Source organism: Scatolibacter rhodanostii (assembly GCF_900197595.1).
In the GTDB taxonomy this organism is placed as follows: domain Bacteria; phylum Bacillota; class Clostridia; order Oscillospirales; family Acutalibacteraceae; genus Scatolibacter; species Scatolibacter rhodanostii.
In genome coordinates, this window is record NZ_FZLO01000001.1 from 355,133 (window position 1) to 375,227 (window position 20,095).

At 40.3% G+C, this 20,095-nt stretch carries 19 protein-coding genes; 15 read left to right on the top strand and 4 right to left on the bottom strand.

The genetic code is table 11. From position 1 onward, the window contains the following. Nucleotides 1–48 precede the first annotated feature (48 nt). Both CS931_RS01635 and CS931_RS01640 read right to left on the bottom strand, forming a co-directional pair. Entirely contained in the window at nucleotides 49–2,169 is a 2,121-nt protein-coding gene (locus CS931_RS01635; protein ID WP_099204017.1) for a methyl-accepting chemotaxis protein, read from the bottom strand. Nucleotides 2,170–2,452: 283 nt separating this feature from the next. Further along, nucleotides 2,453–3,304, bottom strand: a complete 852-nt coding sequence (locus tag CS931_RS01640; RefSeq protein ID WP_099204018.1) for an AraC family ligand binding domain-containing protein — start codon at nucleotides 3,302–3,304, stop codon at nucleotides 2,453–2,455. Between the two features lie 172 nt (nucleotides 3,305–3,476). On the opposite strand from CS931_RS01640, the gene CS931_RS01645 reads away from it, so the two are divergent. The 6 genes from CS931_RS01645 to CS931_RS01670 all read left to right on the top strand — a co-directional run bounded on the left by CS931_RS01645 (nucleotide 3,477) and on the right by CS931_RS01670 (nucleotide 9,835). Then, on the top strand, nucleotides 3,477–4,313 hold the full coding sequence (locus tag CS931_RS01645; RefSeq protein ID WP_159459714.1) for a sugar phosphate isomerase/epimerase family protein: 837 nt from the start codon (nucleotides 3,477–3,479) through the stop codon (nucleotides 4,311–4,313). Nucleotides 4,314–4,337: 24 nt separating this feature from the next. Next, on the top strand, nucleotides 4,338–5,102 hold the full coding sequence (locus CS931_RS01650; RefSeq protein WP_099204020.1) for a sugar phosphate isomerase/epimerase family protein: 765 nt from the start codon (nucleotides 4,338–4,340) through the stop codon (nucleotides 5,100–5,102). A 35-nt stretch (nucleotides 5,103–5,137) separates the two neighbouring features. Beyond that, entirely contained in the window at nucleotides 5,138–6,295 is a 1,158-nt protein-coding gene (locus tag CS931_RS01655) for a Gfo/Idh/MocA family protein (protein ID WP_099204021.1), read from the top strand. A 29-nt stretch (nucleotides 6,296–6,324) separates the two neighbouring features. After that, nucleotides 6,325–7,692, top strand: a complete 1,368-nt coding sequence (uxaC, locus tag CS931_RS01660; RefSeq protein WP_099204022.1) for a glucuronate isomerase — start codon at nucleotides 6,325–6,327, stop codon at nucleotides 7,690–7,692. A gap of 111 nt (nucleotides 7,693–7,803) precedes the next feature. Beyond that, entirely contained in the window at nucleotides 7,804–8,640 is an 837-nt protein-coding gene (locus CS931_RS01665; RefSeq protein WP_242964871.1) for an SDR family oxidoreductase, read from the top strand. A gap of 49 nt (nucleotides 8,641–8,689) precedes the next feature. Next, a complete protein-coding gene (locus tag CS931_RS01670) occupies nucleotides 8,690–9,835 on the top strand; it encodes a Gfo/Idh/MocA family protein (RefSeq protein ID WP_099204024.1) in 1,146 nt (381 codons plus the stop codon). Between the two features lie 107 nt (nucleotides 9,836–9,942). Here the strand turns inward: CS931_RS01670 and CS931_RS01675 are convergent, their stop codons facing one another. After that, nucleotides 9,943–10,620 carry an HD domain-containing protein gene (locus CS931_RS01675; RefSeq protein WP_099204025.1) on the bottom strand — a complete coding sequence of 226 codons (678 nt, stop codon included), beginning with the start codon at nucleotides 10,618–10,620 and terminating at the stop codon, nucleotides 9,943–9,945. After that, entirely contained in the window at nucleotides 10,617–11,993 is a 1,377-nt protein-coding gene (locus CS931_RS01680; protein WP_099204026.1) for a Sapep family Mn(2+)-dependent dipeptidase, read from the bottom strand. The genes CS931_RS01675 and CS931_RS01680 overlap by 4 nt, the downstream gene beginning before the upstream one ends. A gap of 95 nt (nucleotides 11,994–12,088) precedes the next feature. Between CS931_RS01680 and CS931_RS01685 the strand changes: the two genes are divergently transcribed. The 9 genes from CS931_RS01685 to eno all read left to right on the top strand — a co-directional run bounded on the left by CS931_RS01685 (nucleotide 12,089) and on the right by eno (nucleotide 19,913). Continuing rightward, nucleotides 12,089–12,673 carry a nucleoside recognition domain-containing protein gene (locus CS931_RS01685; protein ID WP_099204027.1) on the top strand — a complete coding sequence of 195 codons (585 nt, stop codon included), beginning with the start codon at nucleotides 12,089–12,091 and terminating at the stop codon, nucleotides 12,671–12,673. Continuing rightward, complete coding sequence (locus CS931_RS01690) at nucleotides 12,661–13,176, top strand: spore maturation protein (RefSeq protein WP_242964872.1); 516 nt, start codon at nucleotides 12,661–12,663, stop codon at nucleotides 13,174–13,176. The genes CS931_RS01685 and CS931_RS01690 overlap by 13 nt, the downstream gene beginning before the upstream one ends. Nucleotides 13,177–13,240: 64 nt before the next feature. Continuing rightward, on the top strand, nucleotides 13,241–14,020 hold the full coding sequence (locus tag CS931_RS01695; RefSeq protein ID WP_099204028.1) for a type III pantothenate kinase: 780 nt from the start codon (nucleotides 13,241–13,243) through the stop codon (nucleotides 14,018–14,020). A gap of 129 nt (nucleotides 14,021–14,149) precedes the next feature. Further along, a complete protein-coding gene (locus CS931_RS01700; RefSeq protein WP_099204029.1) occupies nucleotides 14,150–15,250 on the top strand; it encodes an ABC transporter substrate-binding protein in 1,101 nt (366 codons plus the stop codon). Nucleotides 15,251–15,349: 99 nt separating this feature from the next. Continuing rightward, nucleotides 15,350–16,285, top strand: coding sequence for an ABC transporter permease (locus tag CS931_RS01705; protein ID WP_200814926.1), 936 nt, complete (start codon nucleotides 15,350–15,352; stop codon nucleotides 16,283–16,285). Further along, nucleotides 16,278–17,072 carry an ABC transporter ATP-binding protein gene (locus tag CS931_RS01710; protein WP_099204030.1) on the top strand — a complete coding sequence of 265 codons (795 nt, stop codon included), beginning with the start codon at nucleotides 16,278–16,280 and terminating at the stop codon, nucleotides 17,070–17,072. The genes CS931_RS01705 and CS931_RS01710 overlap by 8 nt, the downstream gene beginning before the upstream one ends. 174 nt (nucleotides 17,073–17,246) lie before the next feature. Then, nucleotides 17,247–18,113: a 16S rRNA (adenine(1518)-N(6)/adenine(1519)-N(6))-dimethyltransferase RsmA gene (gene rsmA / locus CS931_RS01715; RefSeq protein WP_099204031.1), complete on the top strand. Its 867-nt coding sequence runs from the start codon at nucleotides 17,247–17,249 to the stop codon at nucleotides 18,111–18,113. Further along, complete coding sequence (locus tag CS931_RS01720; protein ID WP_099204032.1) at nucleotides 18,110–18,298, top strand: hypothetical protein; 189 nt, start codon at nucleotides 18,110–18,112, stop codon at nucleotides 18,296–18,298. Before rsmA ends, CS931_RS01720 begins: the two co-directional genes overlap by 4 nt. Nucleotides 18,299–18,620: 322 nt before the next feature. Further along, nucleotides 18,621–19,913, top strand: a complete 1,293-nt coding sequence (gene eno, locus CS931_RS01725) for a phosphopyruvate hydratase (protein ID WP_099204033.1) — start codon at nucleotides 18,621–18,623, stop codon at nucleotides 19,911–19,913. Nucleotides 19,914–20,095: the final 182 nt, after the last annotated feature.

Sequence of the window (20,095 nt, forward strand, 5' to 3'; positions counted from 1 at the left end):
TAATTCTCGAATTTTTAGCGCTAATATAATTGAAACAAGCATTATAAATTAGTATTTGCCCGTGCTATCTGAAAAAACATCATTAAGGGTGTTTTCAGTAGGATTAGTTTGAGATGCAAGACTGCTTTCATCTAAAAAACTACCGGAACGTTTTTCTGCTGCAACAAGTTTAAATTTGCTGACTTCTGTTTGCAGTATTTGCGCTTGTGCTGCTAACTCTTCGCTAGAAGCAGAGCTTTCTTCCGCAGTAGCCGCATTGTTTTGCACGACGGCAGATACTTGAGAAAGGCCTTGGTTAATCTGTTCAATGGCAGATGCCTGCTCGATAGAAGATGACTCAATTTCTCGAATAGAGCGATCTACTAATCCGGACTTTTCAGAAACAACATCCAAAAGCTTGAGAGCATCTATAGATAGTTGCTCTCCTTCAGAAACAGACACAACTGATTTTTGAATCAATGCGGCAGTTTGTTTAGCTGCTTCCGCTGACTTAGCAGCTAGGTTTCTGACTTCATCAGCCACTACGGCAAATCCCTTTCCAGCACTGCCGGCACGTGCTGCTTCCACGGCAGCATTCAAGGCAAGAATATTGGTTTGAAAAGCAATATCTTCTACAAGTTTGGTGATTTTAGAAATTTCTTGCGAGGATTCGCTGATTTCATTCATAGCGGCACTCAGTTTTTCCATGCGCTGAATACTTTCAGCCAATCCGTTACTAGCTTGCTCTACATAATTGGTAGCATTACTAACGCTGCTTGTGTTGTATTCAGCCTGTTGCGCGACACTTGCAACGGATGCGCCTAATTCCTCTACGGTAGCAGCCTGTTCTGTTGCACCTGAAGACAACGCCTGCGCAGCAGAAGAAACTTGATCTGAACCAGACGCCACCTGACTGGCAGAATCCTGAATAGCTGTGAAAGTTGTGTTTAGGTTCGTAATTATTTTTTTAAGGGAATCTTTTATTTGAACAAAATCACCTTTATATTCTTGCTTTGTTTCAACTGTGCAGTCTCCCTGATCTAGTTGTCCAAGAATAAAAGAAATTTCTTCAATATAGCTGTTTAGCGCTTGCACTGTTACAGTAAAGGATTGAGACAAAACTTCAATTTCATCGCCTGTATGTACCTCAGGAACCTCAGAGTGCAGATTGCCTTCCGATAAGGCCACAATGCGATTCACTAAATTTGTAACCGGTTTGACAATGGGAGTTGCTATGCGTAAAGCCATCATGATAGATAATAAAATAAATAGGATACTTAAGCCAAGTGTAATGCCAATAGCCCAATAAAAATTTACCATTAGTTCGGACTGTGTAGCGCAAATGCCAATAGACCACCCGTCTGTGTTGGGTATCGAGGTGTAGCCGATGCTAACATGTTTGCCGTTAAAGTTGACAGTTTCCACGTTTGAGTTTAATGCGGTCATGTCTTGAACAAGCTGCGCTACACCCGCATAGCTGGCATCTGTTTCAGCCATCTCGATGTAATTGGTTTCAGCGTCAACTGTGGCTTGATCATCATGTGCCACTATTTTTCCGTATTTATCTACTATAAATCCATAACCGGAGTCACCAACAGCAACGTCACGAATCATATTACTAAAAGTAGTGCTGTCGAGAGAAGCAAAAACTACACCGTCACCGTTGCCATTATTAATTTTGGTGGCAATATTTAATATCATGGTATTTCTAACTTTGCTAAGAAATGGACTCGAGATGTAAGTATTACCCGCCATAGCTTGTTGAAAATATTCGCGCTCGCTGATATCTGCATTATTGGTGGTAAGCCCTTTCTCATCCACCAGCTCTATTTCTAAAAAGCCATATTGCTCTGCCATTTTAGCCAGAATATCTCTTCTTTCATCTAAGGTCTTGCTTTTATCAGTGATATCAGATTTTGCAGCTACCGATTCAATTTCAGTTTTATAGACCTGAATAGCATTTTGCACTGCTTGGCTGTAAGCTTTTGCATTTTCGGTTAGCCTTGTTTCTATATTGTTTTGTGTTTCTCGATATAGTAAAAAACCACTTGCAGTCCCTAAAATTATAGTAATAGTAATGGAGAGGCTAATAATGCCGATTAGAAGCTTTTTCTTAATTGATTTTTTCATGATACTTTCTTTCAAAATTTTTTTTTGAAAAAGCTTTTTCTTTTGTTTTTCTTTGTCCATTTTTAATTCCTCCAGTTTTTATAAGTCGCTTCTTTATATCTTTTTTACCGTTTGCGCAGAAAGTTTTTGCTGGATTTTAAGAAGACTAAAACTAATCTAGAAACTATGAGATAACTGTCCGTCAAATTAATAAATCTAGTCTAAATTAAAAATCTTTATTATAAACTATTATAATAAAGATTTTCTATATATACAATATAAATATGTAAATAAATGTAACAAAAAGGAATAAATAGAAAAATAAGCGATAAAACAGTCGAAAAGATAAATAAAAATTTAAGATTCATCGAATGTAAATATTTTTCTCTTTGCAGCTGGGATGAACACCAAACTTTGCCTTATATTGACGATAAAAGGAAGAATAATCTTTCCATCCGGAAGAATACGCTGCTGCCGAGGCAGATACACCATCTTTAATTAGCTGTCGTGCTAACATAAGTCGCTTAATAATAATGTAATCCCATATGGTTGAACCGGTGAATTTCTTAAACTGGTTATTCAAATAAGATTTCTCTGAAAAACAGAGTTCTGCAATCTGTGATAGGCTAAGCTCCTTAGTTAGATTGGCATTAATATAAGAAATTGCCTTGGTAACAGCAGAATCGGCATAGGATTTTATAGGTTCAGCTTTATGTTGATTTGTATTTTTACACAGTTCATAAAGGACAGGTAGTAAATTGCATCGAATAAGCATTTTGCCCTCGTATTCATCTAGTTCTTTATTTCTTCCGGATTTAGAAATAGATAGAAGTGCATTGTGAATAAGATGAGTATTAAATTGTTTTGGGTCATATAGATTATTTTTACCAAGTTCACCGTGGAAGAGAGTGTTTAAAATTCTCATTTGAGGATCAACTTCAGAGATTAGTCGGTCAGAGAAATGGATAGCCATACGTTCATAAGGCGTGTCTTCAAGAATCTGAATGCGATGAGTTTCTCCAGCTCTTAAAAGAATAAGGCTTCCCGGAACCAAGGGATATCTGCGTCCTTCAACAAAGAAGGAGCAACGCCCTTTTAAAAAAAGATAGAGCTCGTTGTGTTCATGTACATGCATAGGGAAGGAAGATTTGTCCGGAATTTCGTCAAGCGTATGGTGGACATAAGTATCAGAACATTCAAAATGAAAATAAGACATTTTTAATCCCCCTATAGAGTGATAACTTAATATTAAACGACATACACGATATTTACAATATCTATTTCTGATTTTTGCAATTGTATTGTTAATAAGCAAGAGTTATACTTTGTCTCAAAGGTAAATGTTGGCTAAAGTTAATAGATTTATTATGGAAAGGCGCGGTTATGCTATGAATTTTTCATTTTGTGCGTTTGCCGATGAAGCAGATTCAGCAATTTCAGGGCAGATACAAGCACTTACAGACAACAAAATTAAATTTTTAGAGATACGAGGAGTTGACGGAGAAAATATTGCGGCTATTTCCAAGGAAAAGGCTAAGAGTGTGAGAGCGCAACTGGATTTGGCGGGAATAAAAGTATGGTCAATGGGCTCGCCCACAGGCAAGATAAAGCTGACAGATGATTTTTCTGCCCATTTAGATGAATTTAAACATATGTGTGAGCTTGCAGAAATCTTGGGAGCGTCAAGATTTCGCCTGTTCAGCTTTTATGGCGCAGATAATAGTAATGCAGCACGCGATGAAGTGTTTGAAAGGCTGAACAAAATTTGTGATACGGCAAAAGATTTTCCTCTTGTGCTGTGCCATGAAAACGAGAAAGATATTTGGGGTGAAAAGGCGCCTGAATGTCTGAAAATACATGAGAAGTTTTCAAGTATTAAAGCTGTTTTCGATCCGGCAAATTTTATTCAAGCAGGGCAAAATGTTCTAGATGCTTGGGAGATTCTCCATCCCTATGTGGATTATCTCCATATTAAAGATGCCTTGGCAGACGGTACTGTGGTACCAGCCGGTAAGGGTATTGGCTGTATTCCAGAGATTCTTACAAGATATAGGCAGGATGGCGGAAACGTTTTGACGTTGGAACCGCATTTGTCAAATTTTGTGGGATTAAGTGAGCTTGAGAGTGAAAATAAAACGGAGGTATCGTTCTCCTATCCGTCACAAAGGGCTGCCTTTGATGCCGCAGTTTCGGCTCTCAAAGAAGTGATTTCGAAATTGTATTAAAATTAGGATTGGCGGAGGGTGAAAATGATGATGATAGGTGCGCAATTATTTACAGTTCGAGAATTCACAACCAACTTAGATGATTTTGCAAAAACGCTGAAACGGGTTTCGGATATCGGGTATAAAGCAGTGCAGGTTTCGGCTACTTGCGCTTATGAACCACAATGGCTTGCCAAACAGCTCAAGAAAAACGGTTTGGTTTGTCCGGTAACTCACACGAATGGTGATTTGATTAAGTCGAGTCCATTAGAAGTAGCCCAAAATCATCAAGTTTTTGACTGCGGAATAGTGGGATTGGGTATGGCACCGGGTGGCTTTCAAAATGGAATGGAAGACTACAAAAATTTCTGTGCGGATTTTATTTCAGCTGCCAACGAAATGAATAAAGTGGGTGTGAAATTTGGGTATCACAACCACCATGTTGAATTTCAAAAATTTGATGGTGTTACGCTTTTAGAGAGAATGTTTTCTGATTTTCCAAAGGACGCTTTCGAATTTATCCTTGATACATACTGGGTGCAATATTCGGGTGGAAATCCCGCAAACTGGATTCGAAAGCTTGCGGGACAGGTAAACTGCGTGCATTTTAAAGACATGCAGATTGTGGGGCAAAAACAGCTGATGGCTCCGGTAGGAGAAGGTAATCTCTGCTGGGACGAAATTATAAAAGCTTGTGAATATGCCGGCACAAAATATGTTTTGGTAGAACAAGATGATTGTAACGGAGAAGACCCTTTTGATTGCTTAAAACGTAGCTTCGAGTTCCTTAAATCCAAAGGACTGGAATGAGTTTCAACCAATAAACAGATAGGATGGTTTTGAATATGAAAAAAGTTCGTCTTGGTGTAATTGGGGTAGGAAACATGGGAACGGCCCACATCACTAATATCATAAGCGGAAAGTGTCCTGAAATTGAAGTGACCGCTGTGGCAGATGTGAATCCCGAAAGATTGGAATGGGCGAAATCTGTTCTTCCTAGTGTTGCTATATTTGAAAATGCAGAAAAAATGCTGGACAGCGGTCTTATCGATGCGGCTCTTGTCAGTGTACCGCACTACGACCACCCCACCTATGCCCATGCTTGTTTTGAGCGAGGCATTCATGTGATGGTCGAAAAGCCGGCGGGGGTCTTTACCAAAAGTGTGCGAGAAATGAATGAAGCCGCTAAAAAATCTGATGTGGTTTTTGGGATGATGTTTAATCAAAGAACGGATTACATCTACCGCAAAATGCGTGAGATTGTCAAAAGTGGCGAGCTAGGAGAGATAAAACGCACCAACTGGATTATAACCGATTGGTATCGCACTCAAAATTATTATAATTCTGGTGGTTGGCGGGCAACATGGGCAGGAGAAGGCGGCGGGGTTCTCCTAAATCAATGTCCTCACAATTTAGACTTGTGGCAATGGATTTGTGGTATGCCAAAGACAATTACCGCAAAAATGTATTTTGGGAAGTGGCACGATATTGAGGTAGAAGACGATGTCACTTGCTTTGTGGAATATGAGAATAAGGCAACCGGTGTTTTTGTCACAACTACAGGCGATACCCCAGGTACAAACCGGTTTGAAATCACCCTTGACGGGGGTAAACTGGTCGCAGAGAACGGTAAGCTACTACTTTGGAAAAATGAAGTTTTTGAATCAGAATTCACCCAAACTAGCAGCGAATCATTCGGCAAACCAAAAGTAGAATACAGAGAAATTGAAACAGACGGAGAAAGTTTGCAGCACGTGGGTGTTTTAAATGCATTTGCAGGAGCTATACTTCGCGGTGAGCCGTTAGTCGCCGATGGAAGTGAAGGAATCAGCGGATTGACGATTGCCAATGCCATTCATCTTTCAGCGTGGACAAATTCTACTGTCACACTACCTATTGACGAGGAATTGTTTTATTCCGAGCTCAAAAAGCATATAGACAACTCCAAAGTTAAAAAAGTGGTATCCGGTTCTATCGCATCCGATATGAGCAATTCTTTTTAAGCAATTAATTCACTTTGGGAGGGAACAGCATGGACAAAGACTTCTTATTGCATAATAAAACTGCTATACAATTGTTTCATGAAGTAGCAAAACAACAGCCAATCATTGATTATCATTGTCATATCAGTCCACAAGAAATAAGGGAGAATCAATGTTTTGATAATATTACCCAAGCATGGTTATATGGAGACCATTATAAATGGCGCGCGATGCGTGCTTGCGGAATCTCTGAAGAATTGATTACAGGAGACAGGAGCGATGAGGATAAGTTTTTTGCCTATGCATCTTGTATGCCAAAGCTTATAGGTAATCCCCTTTATCACTGGACACACCTTGAATTGTCTACCTATTTTGAGATTGATGAGCCGTTGACGGATAAAACGGCAGCGATGATATGGGAAAAAGCAAATGAGCGCCTGAAAAAGCTTCCACGCAGAAAAATAATGGAAATGTCAGGAGTGCAGGCCATTTGCACCACAGATGATCCGGCCGATTCATTGCAATGGCACAAAGAGATAGCGATGGATAAAACCTTTGCTATCAAGGTGCTGCCAGCGTATCGCCCTGACAGAGCACTTGCTATTGAAAAGCCTGATTTCACGGAATATGTTGAAATGCTCTCCAAATCAGCAAAGATAGATATTCGTACCTTTGCTGAGCTTAAAAAGGCACTCTCTCATCGCATGGATGTGTTTGAAGCACTGGGGTGTAGGGCCTCTGATCACGGCATGACACGTATTCCTGATGAGAAACCAGACGAGATAAAAGCTGATGCGGCAATGCAGAAGAGATTGTCAGGTATAATACTCACAGCTAAAGAGGAAGATGAATTTCGTGCTGCGTTGCTCTACCATCTTGCGAAAGAATATTCCCAAAGAAGTTGGGTGATGGAGATTCATTTTGGTGTTCTGAGAAATACCAATAGCAAAATGTATGAGCGATTAGGTCCTGATAGAGGCTTTGACAATATGGGTACAGGAGAAAATATACCGGCACTAACACGGTTTTTAGATAGACTATATCAGGATGATATCTTGCCAAGAACGTTGCTATTCTCGGTCAATCCCAGAGACAATGCGCCTTTATGTACTCTTTGTGGAGCATTCGGCAATTTGGTTCAGCAAGGAAGTGCATGGTGGTTTAATGACAGTATAAACGGTATGAGAGAACAGCTTACCACCTATGCCAGTATGCTCCCTATAGGAGAATTTATTGGATTTCTTACCGATAGTCGCAGCTTTTTAAGCTATACTCGCCATGAGTATTTTCGTCGCATTCTCTGCAATTGGATTGGAGGAGAAGTGGAGAAGGGTGAGCTTACAAACGACAACGAGATTTTATCAAATTTGGTTCAAGGAATATGCTATGAGAATGCTGCAAGATATTTCAATTTATGAATGAATTCATCAGAGGTAAATAATGTAGAGTGTGTTTCTGGATAGCTATAAAATATCTGAAAGATGGATTTGATTCAATAAAGCAAATGACAAAAGGAAGGGATGGTTGTATTGGGTTTTTATATTAATAAAACAGCAGTAATTACGGGCGCAGGCGGGGTGCTATGCTCTGCCTTTACCAAATCACTTTCCTTGGCGGGATGCCGTGTAGCCTTGCTGGATTTAAACGAAACGGCGGTGAAAGAAGCAGCTGAAAGCATTCGAAAAGCAGGTGGCGAAGCAATTGGAATCAAGGCAGATGTACTTTCTCGTGAAAGCTTGTCTGCCGCTCATGCAATCGTCAATGAAACATTTGGCAAATGTGATATATTGATAAATGGGGCGGGCGGAAATAATTCAAAAGCCACAACAACAAAGGAAACCTATGAAACCGGGGACATTGATGACGACCAGTTATTATCCTTTTTCAATATAGACAAAGCTGGATTTGATTTTGTTTTCAGTTTAAATATGTTAGGAACGCTTCTTCCTACGCAAGTTTTTACGGCTGATATGCTAGGACGTGATGATTGCTGTATAATCAACATATCATCTATGAATGCATTCACGCCACTAACTAAAATTCCGGCATACAGTGCCGCTAAAGCTGCGGTTTCAAATTTCACTCAGTGGTTGGCTGTGCATTTTGCAGAACAAAGGATTCGTGTGAATGCTATTGCACCAGGATTTTTTGTCACTAATCAAAATAGAGAACTGCTCTTTAACAAGCATGGCGAGCCCACCGCTAGAACTGAAAAGATTCTTGCTGCAACACCAATGAAACGCTTTGGAGAACCAGAAGAACTGTTGGGTACGCTTATGTGGTTAACCAATGCCAAACAATCAGGGTTTGTAACAGGCACAGTGATTCCGGTTGACGGAGGTTTTTCGGCTTATTCGGGGGTATAGTTACTGTAATGCAAGAGACTTTGAGTTTGAATCACTTTTGTGAAAGAGGATGATATATATTAACATTAATACTGTTCAAGCAGCTGTTGTAGGACTAGGCAATATTGGTTCAGTTCATGCAAAAAGTATATTTAACAATAAAATTGACTGTATGCAGCTTGTCGCAGTCTGTGACAGCTCACCGGAAAGACTTGCATGGGCAGAGGAAGAAATGCCTACAGTAAAGCGGTTTGCGAGCTATGAAAAAATGCTTGAAAGCGGTATTGATGCGGTTATTATCGCCACACCGCATTATTTACACCCGCCAATGGCAATGGAAGCATTTAAACGGAATATTCATGTTTTAAGTGAAAAGCCTGCAGGTGTATATGCTGCTCAAGTAAAAGAGATGAATAAAGAAACGAACAAAGCAGGGGTTGTGTTTTCGGTTATGTTCAATCAGCGCACTAGTCCAATTTTTTCGACCATGCGACAAATGATTCAGAATGGAGAGGTTGGGATTCCAACTCGTCTGAACTGGCTGATTACAAATTGGTATCGCACGCAGGAGTATTATGAATCCTCCTCTTGGCGTGCTACTTGGAGAGGAGAGGGCGGTGGTGTACTAATTAATCAGGCTGTGCACAATCTTGATTTATGGCAGTGGATATTTGGAGCACCGCAAAAGATGACCGCTTTTTGTGGATTTGGAAAGTTCCACGATATTGAAGTGGAAGATGAGGCCTCTTTGTTTGCAGAATACGATGACGGAAGAAGTGCCGTGTTTATCGCCACAACTGGGGATTATCCGGGAACCAATCGACTTGAAATTACAGGAACCGGAGGTAAACTGGTTGCTGAGAATAATACATTGGTTTTTTATAAGTCAAATGCAGAAAAAAGTGACTTTGATATAATTTCTATTGACGTTGCAGGAGAAAAAGAAGGGCATATGGCGATTATTCAAAATTTTGCAAATGCCATTCGATGGGGAGAAAAGCTGATTTCTCCTGGTGAAGAAGGTGTTATCTCAGTAGAAATGCTAAACGCAGCGTATTATTCAGCTTGGCAAAACGGCTCGCAGACTTTACCGGTTCCTTCAGATGATTATTACAAGCTTCTCGAGAGTAAATTTGAATCAATGAATAAGCAGGGAAGCTGTAAAGTATCTGACAATGGAGAAGGTTATCTTGAAAAATGGAATGTCAACTGGTGAGCATATATTGAATGAAAATTGAGAAATTGAGATAAGAAAAAGTAAAGCCAAGAGCCTAAACACATGATTGTGTAAAGGCTCTTGGCTTTTTTTAAGATATTTGTAGACTACAGTAAGCGTGTATGATTGATGACTAGCTCAAATTGCAAATCAAAATACTGTGCTGCTTTTCGACAAAGAACCATTCTTTCAAGAAAAATCTCGAAATATTCCATGACAGGGCAAATGTCTGTGGCAATGGTAATGTCAAAAATGCAGATTTTCTGCTTGGCATCAATGTCAAAAGAAGCTTTTTCAACGGCGTAGTTGACACGGTCATGAATATCAACGTCGATCACAGCATCATGTCTAACTCGTGTACGGCGTACATCGGTTTTGTCAGAAAGAATTAAAGCGGCAGCGACTTCGTTGACAGGATAAGCTGTTTTTTCATCATGATGACCAATGGCTGCACAAATAATGGCAATTTCATCAGGGGGCATTTGCAGATTGTTAAGAACCTGAAAAGCCATCATAGCACCGCTGTGCGCATGGTCGCTGCGGTTAATAACATTGCCTATGTCATGCATATAACCTGCAATGGCCGCGAGCTCGCAGGTTCTTTGCGGATAATCAAGCTCTTTTAGAATATCTCTGGCGTAATTGCTGCTGCGTTTTGCATGAGCAAAGCCGTGTTCGGTGAGTCCGATAGCACCAAGGTTTTGATTGCCTGCTTTAATATAAGCGTGAACTGCTTCGTTTTTATAGATATCATCAGGCGTAATCAACTTGTACTTGTCACTCATTCAGTCACCAACATCCTATACATTGCTTCTAAACAAATGCGAGCATGCTTCTTTAATTCTTCAAGATCAGCATATTCGTTAATCATATGAGCACTCTCATTTGGCTTTTCTTCAAAAACAGGGCCAAAAGCAACACCTGCATTATGCATTTTCTTGGCATAAGTGCCGCCGCCCATTGAATATATTGTACAAGGGCTTTGCATGACATCTTCATAGGTAGAAGATAAGATGTTTACAATTTTACTGTCTTTGGGTAAATAAAGTGGTTCAGCAGTTTTGAGGACTGTAAAGGTTATGCCTGCTGCTTCTGCTTTTTCTGCCAAGATACTGCGTACATCTTCAATCGTCTTAGTAGCGGGAAAGCGAATATCAATTCCGACTTCAGAGTGGGTTGAGTCGGCTTTGGCAATTGCCAAGTTAAAAGTAAGAGCGCCACTGGGTTCGTCTTGCATAGCAACACCAATTTGAGACCCATCGCAGGTCATGCCGATATATTGATGCACAAAACTGAAGAGTGTGCCAATGCGGCTGCCAAAAACCAAATATAACAAATCAACTAAAAGGCTAATAGCATTCTTACCAAGCTCGGGAAGTGAAGCGTGAGCTGCAACACCGTGAGAAAGAATAGTCAGTTCCTCTGCGTCGCCTGATAGAGTAAAAGCACCGTCATATTCTGCGACTAAAGCCTTTAGCTTTTCTTTTTCAGCTTCTGTGCAACTAATAACGCATTTGGCTGAATTAGGAACAGCATTTAGCACCGTTCCGGCTTCAAAGATTTTAATCACTTCTGAATCATTTTTAAACGAGAAATTGAAATCTAAGTTTCCTTTTTCGCAATGACAAATGCCGTATTCTCCATCGGGGGTAAAGCCCATAGTAGGAATTTGTTCTTTGTCAAAGTAATAATCCATGTCAGCCATACCGGTTTCTTCGCTAGAACCAAGCACAACACGCAATTTACGTTTACCCTGAACGCCTTCGTCTTTTAAGGCACGCAGGCAGTGTAAAGCAATAACTGCTCCAGATTTATCATCAATAGCGCCACGGCCGAATAACTTGCCATCTTTTATAACAGCCTCAAAAGGGTTGGTGTCCCAACCGGGAGTGACAGGCACAACATCAACGTGAGCCATGACAACGGCATTTTCTTCGCCTTCACCATATTCGGCATGCATAGCGTAATAATCAACGTTTTTCGCTTTTAAGCCATATTTTTGGCTCATGTCCATTACACAATCAATGGCTTTGGCACATTCATCTCCAAAAGGATGAACAGAGTCACCTTTGACGGAAACGGATGGAATTGCAATTAAGGATGAGAGATCAGCTAAGATATCATCCCAGTAGTTTAAAATTTTATCACCAAATAACATAGGGGAAATCCTTTCTGTAAATGAAGTTTCTATAGCTATACGATACCCTTTTAAAGGAAAAAAGTCAACGAGTAAAACGTTAAAAGGAGGTAAAAATGTTAAATTATGTTTGGTTCTTTATGATATTAGCCAGTGTTTTTTATGCGGTTTTCTCGGGAAATATCGAAGCTTTGTCAGTAGCCGTCATGGATGGAGCGAGTAAAGCAGTTGAGCTTTCTATTTTTTTATTAGGAAGTATGTGTGCATGGTTGGGTTTTTTAAAGATAGCAGAAAAAAGTGGGTTAACATTGCTGATTGCTAAAGTTTTATCTCCTATCATTAACCGATTGTTCCCTGAATATCGCGATAATTACGAAATTAAAGGGAAAATTTGCATGAATCTTTCGGCTAATTTGTTGGGGATAGGCAATGCTGCCACCCCGCTTGGACTGGCGGCTATGACTGCCATGCAAGCAGAGAATAGAACAAACCGCCCCACAAAAGGGATGATGTTATTTGTCATTATCAATACAGCTTCTTTACAGATTTTGCCGATTAATATGGCTGCCATTCGTAGCAGTGCTGGCAGCGCAGCTCCTTTTTCAGTCTTGCCGCATATTTGGATTACCTCCCTGTCAGCTCTCCTTATTTGTATTACCGCGGCAAAAATGTGTGAAAGGTCATCGTTATGGAAACACTAAGTATGGCAGCCTTGCCAATTTTAATTGCTGTTATTTTATCCTATGGCTTTATAAAGGGAATAGATGTCTTTGATATTTTTCTGGATGGTGCAAAAGAAGGGTTACAGAATACGATTAGAATTCTTCCCACACTGATAGGTTTGATGATGGCGGTCACGATGCTCCGAGAATCAGGTCTTTTAGAAGCGTTTGCGATGGCTGTCAAACCGTTTTCAGAACGCATGGGCATTTCAGCAGATTTAATTCCGCTGGCACTGTTGCGTCCTGTTTCAGGAAGCGGTTCGTCAGCTTATACCATTTCCTTGCTCAATCAATTTGGAGCGGACAGTGAAACGGGTAAAATAGCATCGGTTATGTCTGCGGCAACCGAAACCACTTTTTATGCGATTGCCGTTTATTTTGGTGCCACTCATTATAAAAAGTTATATTATACGGTGCCAGTAGCACTTTTGGGGGACTTGGCGACCTTTATTTTTGCTGTTTTTACAGTTAAATTTCTCTAAGTCTTTTCGTATTGCAAAAAAAGTGATAGAATAATAACATTCTCAATAATTGGGAGGGAAAATTATGTTATTGGCAATTGATGTAGGCAATACCAATATTACTTTGGGCGTATACCAAGAAAACAAGCTCTTGTTTGTGTCCAGAATTGCGACAGACAATAAAAGAATGGAAGACCAATACGCCGTTGAAATTCGTCTAATACTTGAATTGCATCAAGTAAAATGTGAAGATATTGACGGAGCAATTTTGAGCTCGGTTGTTCCTAAATTATCTCACGATATTCCCGCAGCAGTGCAAAAGCTATTTGGAATTGACTGTGTGATTGTAGGGACTGATACGGTACATGACCTTGAAATTGTGACAGATATGCCGCAAGAAACAGGAGCGGATTTACTGGCAGATTGTATAGCCGGAAAAAAATTCTGCACATGGCCTTGTATTATCATTGATATGGGTACTGCGACCAAAATGCTTGTGTTGGACAAGCAAGGACGTTTTTGCGGAGCTGTCATTGCGCCCGGTTTAGGTGTTTCATTGGATGCGCTAGTCAGCAACGCTGCACTGCTTTCTTCTGTTGCGGCCAAAGCACCGCGACAAGTAATGGGGACAAATACCACTCACTGCATTCAATCGGGTATTATCCATGGTTCAGCTGCTATGCTTGACGGAATGTGTGAGCGAATTGAAGAAGAATTGGGTGAAAAATGTGATGTGATTGCGACAGGTGGACACGCCAGAGAAGTTGTCCATAATTGCAGGAGAAAAATTCCTTATAGTGAGACCTTTTTAATTGAAGGTTTGAAAATCATTTATGATGGACAAGCAGGGCTTAAAATACAGTGAATTTAACGGATTCATTTTGGTTCAATATCTTGACGTGAGAGCAAAAAAAGTGTATACTTTTGGTTATTCATTTCATCAATGTTTAGCGTTAAAGCGTTGAATCGATAAATTCTGAAGGAGCGTAAAATTATGAAAAAGATACTATCCCTTTCGTTGGTTTGCTTGCTGCTCACTGCTTTGTTAGCAGGCTGTAAAGGCAATGACAGTAAGAAGTCATCTGAGAGCACAGCAAGCACAGGCAGTTCAGCCGCTAGTGAATCAAATGAAGAATTAAGCGAACCAAATGGCGCCAAAGAAACGACTGACGATAAAAAAACCTTTAAAATTGGTGTTGTTCAGATTGTGGAACACGAAGCCCTAGACAAAGCGGCTAATGGGTTTATAGACTCTTTGACACAATATGGCGAGCAAAACGGTATTACCTTTGAATTTGACCGCCAAAACGCACAGAATGATCAATCCAATGCAAATACAATTGCCAGTAAGTTTGTCAATGACAAAGTGGATTTGATTTTTGCGATTGCTACTCCTGCGGCGCAATCTGCAGCCAATGCTGCTAAAGAAGCTAACATTCCAGTGCTTTTCACGGCAGTTACTGATCCGGTTGATGCAAAACTCGTTGCTGATATTCAGGCTCCTGGTGGCAATGTAACCGGTACATCTGATTTAACTCCTGTTGAGGGCCAGCTTGAACTAGCAAAACAGTTAATTCCTGATTTGGAGTCTATCGGTGTTTTATACGCTTCCAATGAATCCAATTCAAAAGTGCAGCTCGAAATGGCACAAGCTGCGGCTGAAAAGCTTGGTCTAAAAGCCGTCCCGGCATCTGTTTCAAATGCAAATGAAGTACAGTCTGTTGTGCAGAATGTTCTGGCAGGAAAAGTGCAAGCTATTTATGCGCCGACTGATAATACAATTGCCAACGCTATGCCAACAGTTTCAGCTATTGCCGGAGAATATAATCTCCCGATTATTGCCGGAGAAGAAGGCATGGTCAGCAAAGGCGGATTGGCCACAATTGGTCTAAACTACTATGACTTAGGTGTAAAGACAGCTGAATTGGCTTTAGATGTATTGGTAGATGGAAAGAACCCCGGTGAAGTTCCGGTTGGCTATATCGAGAGCTATACCTACTGCTACAATTCTAAAATAGCAGAAGACCTGGGCTTTACAGATAAATTGAGTGCTGACTTCTTAGAAAAAGCGACAGATGTAGCACCTAAACAATAATAACACAAATTACAACACAGAGAAAAGCAGGCGGCCAGGTACACGTCATGTGCTGGTCTGCCGGCTTTATTTTTAGAGAAAAGATAGGGGAGAGCAAAAATGGACCTGAGTGCTTTGCTGGCATCAGCACAAGATGCTGCCGGACAGGGATTATTATGGAGTGTGATGGCAATAGGCCTTTACATATCTTTCAAAATATTAGATTATGCTGATATGACAGTAGACGGCAGCTTCGCACTGGGAGGTTGTGTTTCAGCGTGGGCAATCGCCTATCAAGGGTTGAATCCGTTTTTTGCACTTTTTATCGCATTTTTCGCCGGTTGCGTGGCCGGGGCGGTAACAGGTCTCCTTCATACGCTACTAAAAATTCCACCGATTCTGGCAGGTATCTTAACAATGCTGGCGCTTTATTCCATTAATCAGCGAATTCTTGGCCAGCCGAATCTTTCAATGAGCAATGAAGTAACTGTATTTAACGCGATAGGAGATAAATTTAATTTGTCTCGTATGCAGCAAAATATGGTGATTGGCGTGATTGCAGCTGCCATCAGTATTGCTCTGCTATATTGGTTTTTTGGCACCAAGTTAGGAACAGCAATTCGTGCAACGGGCAATAACGAAAACATGGTGCGTGCCATGGGCATTAATACAGACGTCATTAAAATCATTGGATTGTTGCTTGCAAACGGCTTTGTAGCTCTTTCGGGTTCTTTGGTAGCACAAAGTCAATCTTATGGCGATATTAATAGTGGTGTCGGTGCAATCGTAATTGGGTTAGCTTCTGTTATTATTGGCGAAGTGTTTTTCGGAAAAGACAAGTCTTTTGCGGTCAAACTGATTTCTGTTGTCGTGGGTTCGATTGTGTACAGAATTATTGTTGCCGTTGTTTTGCAGCTCGGTTTGCAGACCAACGATCTCAAATTGCTAACCGCTTCATTGGTTGCTTTGGCACTGGGAATGCAGCGCGTAGTCAAATACCTTACAGATAAAAAGGTGAGCCAAAAAATTGGTGAGGAGGGTGAACAGAATGCTTGAGATTATCAATGCCTGTAAATCCTTTAATATTGGTACAGTCAATCAAAAAGATGCTTTAATCAATCTTAATTTAAAGCTCAAGCCAGGTGACTTTACAACAGTGATTGGCGGAAATGGTTCAGGTAAATCAACCACATTAAATATTATTGCGGGCGTTCATGCGATTGAAAGTGGTAAGATTATTCTTGACGGACAAGACATCACCAAATTGCCTGAGCATCGACGTGCTAAATTTTTGGGACGTGTCTTTCAAGACCCCATGATGGGCACGGCGGCAGATATGATGATTGAAGAGAATCTTGCGATGGCCAATCATCGAGGAGAAGTACCGCTTCTTGGTTGGAGCATTAACCAGCAAGAGAGAGAGTTTTTTGCTGAAAAGTTAAAGCTGCTGGATTTAGGACTGGAAAACCGTATGAGCAGTAAAGCGGGTTTGCTTTCAGGTGGACAGCGCCAAGCTTTGACGCTGTTAATGGCGACATTGCGCAAACCCAAGCTCCTTTTGCTTGATGAGCATACAGCCGCACTTGACCCTAAAACAGCGGCAAAAGTGCTTGAGTTAACCCAAGAGATTGTGAACCAAGACCAGCTAACTACATTAATGATTACTCATAATATGAAAGATGCTATTCGCATTGGTAATCGCTTGATTATGATGTATAACGGAAAAATTATTTATGATGTTGAAGGCGAAGAGAAGAAGCAGCTTCATACGTCTGATTTGCTTCAAAAATTCGAGGTGGCTTCTTCAGGCGAATTTGCCAGTGATAAAATGCTATTAAGCTAAATGAGTAGAAACTGTAAATCAAAAAAAGATTTATGGTTTCTGTTTTTGTGTGACTCTGGTGACAAAAAATGACAAGAAAAGATTGCAGAAAAACTGGTTTAAAGTTATAATAGCTTTAAACCAGTTAAATTATTTTAATATAAAGTTCATTAACATAGATTTAAAGGAGTATGAATGGCGAAGCTTTCCAATCCAACAGAAATTAAACAGATATTAGAGAAACACGGGTTTCATTTTTCTAAAGCGTTAGGACAGAATTTCTTAATTGATGACAGTGTCTGCCCGCGTATGGCAGAAATGTGTGGGGCAGATGAAGTAAAAGGTGTAATTGAAATTGGTCCGGGTATCGGTGTTTTGACAAAAGAAGTGGCTTTGCAAGCAGAAAAAGTATGTGCCATCGAATTGGACAAGCGACTTTTTCCGGTATTAGAAGAAACACTAGCTGAATTTGAGAACATTGAAATCATACAAGGAGATGCCCTAAAAATTGATTTGCAGGCATTGATAGATGATAAATTTGAGGGTGGCCCTGTGAGCGTATGCGCGAATCTGCCGTATTATATCACTTCTCCGCTCATTATGCATTTGCTTGAAAGTGGGTTGCCAATTCGCTCTGTTACCGTTATGGTGCAAAAAGAAGCAGCGGAACGAATTTGTGCTAAACCGGGTACGAAAGAATGCGGGGCTGTCAGTGCTAGTGTACATTATCATTGTGAACCCGAGATCTTGTTTCATGTGTCTAGAGGTTGCTTTATGCCACCGCCTAAGGTGGATTCAGCTGTCATACGTCTAAATCTTTTGCAGACACCGCCGGTAGAAGTAAGAAATAAAAAATTCTTTTTTCAATTGGTGCGGGCGTCATTTTCGCAGCGTAGAAAAACAGCAGCTAATTCCATTTCTTCGCTACTTCCTATTACCAAAAAAGCGGTAGAAGAGGCTCTTTTAACGATAGAACTTCCTATCAATATTCGTGCAGAAAAATTGACAATAGAAAATTTTGCGGCGCTCAGTAATTTTTTGTTTGAAGGAGGAGAGGCATGAACGGTGTAGAAAAGAGAACTTTTATTTTTCTGCTGATTTTGGCAGGTGGTTTGATTTTAATTAGCATGATAGCCGGGCCAATTGATATGCAGGTAACTGCGATTGCAACAGCAGCAAGTGCCATTATTATCTCCTGTGCACTGATTCTTTACGGTCTACGATTTTGGATTAAAAAGAAGCCCTGAGTTTTGGTATGAAACCGATTTATTTTACCATACTGTAAAGTAGGAAATGTGCATTGTTTGCAAAAAACCAGTAAGTCATAGATGCAAGTTTTTATCCCCTTTTTCTCTCGCGATAAAGAGTAGTTAAGGCATTTCGCTTTTAGGGTGTCATTCTATCTCTTTATGATTTTTGCTATTTTAAAGGTTAAATTAAGCTGAACTTATGAACAAGAAGTAAAATTATGAACAGCATATTGACAAAGAAAAGGTAAGGCTATACAATTTAAAGTAGAATAAGTTAGAAAAAGCTAACTCGCAGGCTTTAAGCCGGAAAGGATAAATTATGCAAAACTTAATTGAGAAAATTGTTGGCAGAGAGATTATTGATTCCAGAGGAAATCCTACAGTAGAGGCTACTGTTACATTAGAATGCGGAACAACCGGTACAGCCGCTGTTCCTAGTGGTGCTTCTACAGGTCAATTTGAAGCACTTGAACTACGTGACGGCGATGCCAAACGTTTTGGTGGCAAAGGCGTAACAAAGGCAGTTGAAAATATCAATACAAAAATTTTGGATGCACTTGAGTATGCTGATGCAAGCAAAACAGCTCAAATTGATGCTAAAATGCTAGAGCTAGACGGAACAGGCGATAAATCAAACCTAGGTGCGAATGCCATTTTGGCAGTATCTTTGGCAGCCGCTCATGCCGCAGCCAACGGACAAGATATTCCTCTTTACCGTTTTCTAGGCGGTGTAAACGCTGATACGCTTCCTGTACCGATGATGAACATTCTAAACGGTGGCGCTCATGCTGCTAATAGCATTGATGTGCAAGAATTTATGGTTATGCCTGTTGGCGCTTCTTCTTTTAAAGAAGGTTTGCGCTGGTGTACAGAAGTATTCCATAACTTAGCTGCTATCTTAAAAGCAGAAGGTCATTCAACAGCTGTTGGTGATGAAGGCGGTTATGCCCCTAACCTTGATAGTGATGATGAAGCCATTGAATATATCTTGAAAGCAATTGAGAAATCTGGTTATACACCTGGCAAAGATTTTGTTTTGGCAATGGACGCTGCATCTAGTGAATGGAAAGACAAAAACGGCGGTTATTTCCAGCCAAAGTCTAAGAAGCATTTCACAACAGATGAGTTGATTGCACATTGGAAACAATTGATTGAAAAATATCCGATTTGCTCCATTGAAGATGCTTTGGACGAAGAGGACTGGAATGGTTGGAAGAAGATTACAGAAGAACTGGGCGATAAAGTGCAGCTTGTTGGTGATGACTTCTTTGTAACAAATACAGAGCGTTTGAAGAAAGGTATTGAGCTAAACAGCGCCAATTCAATTTTGATTAAATTGAACCAGATTGGTTCTTTGACTGAAACAATGGATGCTATTAAGATGGCACAAAACGCAGGTTATACTGCTATTGTTTCTCACCGTTCAGGTGAAACAGAAGATACCACGATTGCCGATTTGGCAGTTGCCCTCAATGCAGGACAAATCAAGACCGGTGCACCCAGCAGAAGTGAAAGAGTTGCTAAATATAATCGCTTGCTGAGAATTGAAGAAGAGCTTGGTTGTGCTGCAAAATATCCAGGCAAAGCATGCTTTCGCTATACAAAAGCATAAGAAATAGAGTATTGCCATAATATAAAATATAAAAACAGCTGTCTTTTAGGCGGCTGTTTTTGTTTGTATAAATTTAAATAAAAGTAAGAATCATTACTAACTATTGCAAAAAACGAAAAAAATTGGTATAATAAAAGCAATATAAGAAATGCTTATGGATAGAATAAGTACAACCAGAAAGG